This is a genomic window from Methanobrevibacter oralis, assembly GCF_001639275.1.
Lineage (GTDB): Archaea > Methanobacteriota > Methanobacteria > Methanobacteriales > Methanobacteriaceae > Methanocatella > Methanocatella oralis.
The window spans coordinates 1-1,649 of record NZ_LWMU01000126.1 but is presented as its reverse complement, the minus strand read 5'-3'; the positions used below and the strand labels follow the sequence as shown (position 1 = coordinate 1,649).

2 protein-coding genes are annotated in these 1,649 nt (G+C 25.0%); both read left to right on the top strand.

Going from position 1 to position 1,649, the window contains the following annotated elements:
* Window positions 1-493 precede the first annotated feature (493 nt).
* Window positions 494-1,324, top strand: a complete 831-nt coding sequence (locus MBORA_RS09665; protein WP_156482723.1) for a hypothetical protein — start codon at window positions 494-496, stop codon at window positions 1,322-1,324.
* Window positions 1,325-1,457: 133 nt separating this feature from the next.
* A partial coding sequence (locus MBORA_RS09660) for a hypothetical protein (protein ID WP_156482722.1) occupies window positions 1,458-1,649 on the top strand: 192 nt, incomplete at its 3' end.

Here is a 1,649-nt window from a genome sequence, read left to right as displayed (position 1 = left end):
TCAACTATAAATAATTAACGGCTCTGAATCAACCCAGTTAATTTAAGAAATTTATTTTTTAATTTTTAATTATAGTATTTTATTATTCTTATTTTTCTTATTTAAATCTTTTATTTGATATTGTATTAGTTTATATGATTTATTTTTTATTTTTTTTACTTGTTTTATGGGTTTTTGATTTTTTTTATTGATTTTTCATTTTTGATTAGTTTTTGATGATAAATTTGTTTTGAATAATTCAACTGAAAACATTCAGTATTAACTTAATTGGAGAACATTATGTTTAGAAGAAGGATTTCCAATTAGAGTAAAAATTAAACGATATTTTTGCCACGATTGCGGAAAAAAATCTCAAGCAGAGTTTACAGGATTCTATGATAAATTCTGTAATTTATCCAATGATTTCAAAAATAAAATAATTAATGCCCGTGAAAACAGTTGGATATCTCTAAGAAATATTAAAAGACTCATTAAAGACTGGTTTGGAATTAAAGTGTCTCATGAAACCATAAGAAAAGCTTTATTGGTCGGAGGTGAATTTTATTATTTCAACGATGAGTTGAAATTGTCTGGATATTACGGATATGATGAACAGTGGGAGAGAGTTAACGGAAACTGGGTTTACTACCTTGTACTCTTTGATTTAGTCAATAACGTACCTGTGGCATCGATGCTAACTGAAATATTAAATGAGAATGTAATTGAAAATTTTATTTATATGAGTATTCCTTTTAAAGACCGTGTTGCAATTGTTGCGGATTTAAAACCGGAATATGATAAAATAATGAGCAAATTAGGATTTATTCACCAACATTGTACTTTTCACTTGGAAAAAAACATTAAAAGTAACATGGAAAAGAAAATAAACAAAAATATGACTAATTATCGCTTTGAATTAAAAAATACTCATCCTAAATACTCTGATGACAATCTTGATGAAATTATAAAAAAGAAAAAAGAAGAAGTAAAAAAAGAAATATGGAAATATATTGCTGAATTTATGAAATTATTTAAACAACCAACCTTTGATGAAGCAATTGAGTATATAAAATTTTTAAAAGATGAAATAAAATATTATCCAGAACATTTGGCCAAGTATCTAAAAAAGAATTTTTTCCCAGAATACAGAAAATTCCTAATATTCCTTGAAGATGATTATAAAAGACATTTAGAACCAACAAATAATAAATTAGAAAATTTCAATGGCAATACAATGCCAAAATACGAAAAAAGAAGTTATAGGACTATGCAAGGATTATGGAGTGCATTAATGCATAAAAACGATGGTTGGACAAAAAGAAGAAATGAAGACCTAACAAATTGACAGTCCTGGGTTGATTCAGAACAGTTAATTATTTATAGATGATTGTATAGAATCATTATTAATTATTTAAATATTATATTGATTCAATTTCATTTAATTATGAAAATATTAAGATCCGGAGGATTGATATAAAATGATTAAGAATTTAAATAAAGTTGTAATAGTGTTTTTATTTTTAATATTTTTATCTATTTCAGTTGTTTCAGCACAAGACAATGCAACATCTGAAATAGATTTAAGTGAAAATACTACAATTTTAGAAGTTGAAGATGATGATAGATTAAATGTTGAAATGAACAAAAGCGATTTAAAAGGATCTACTTCA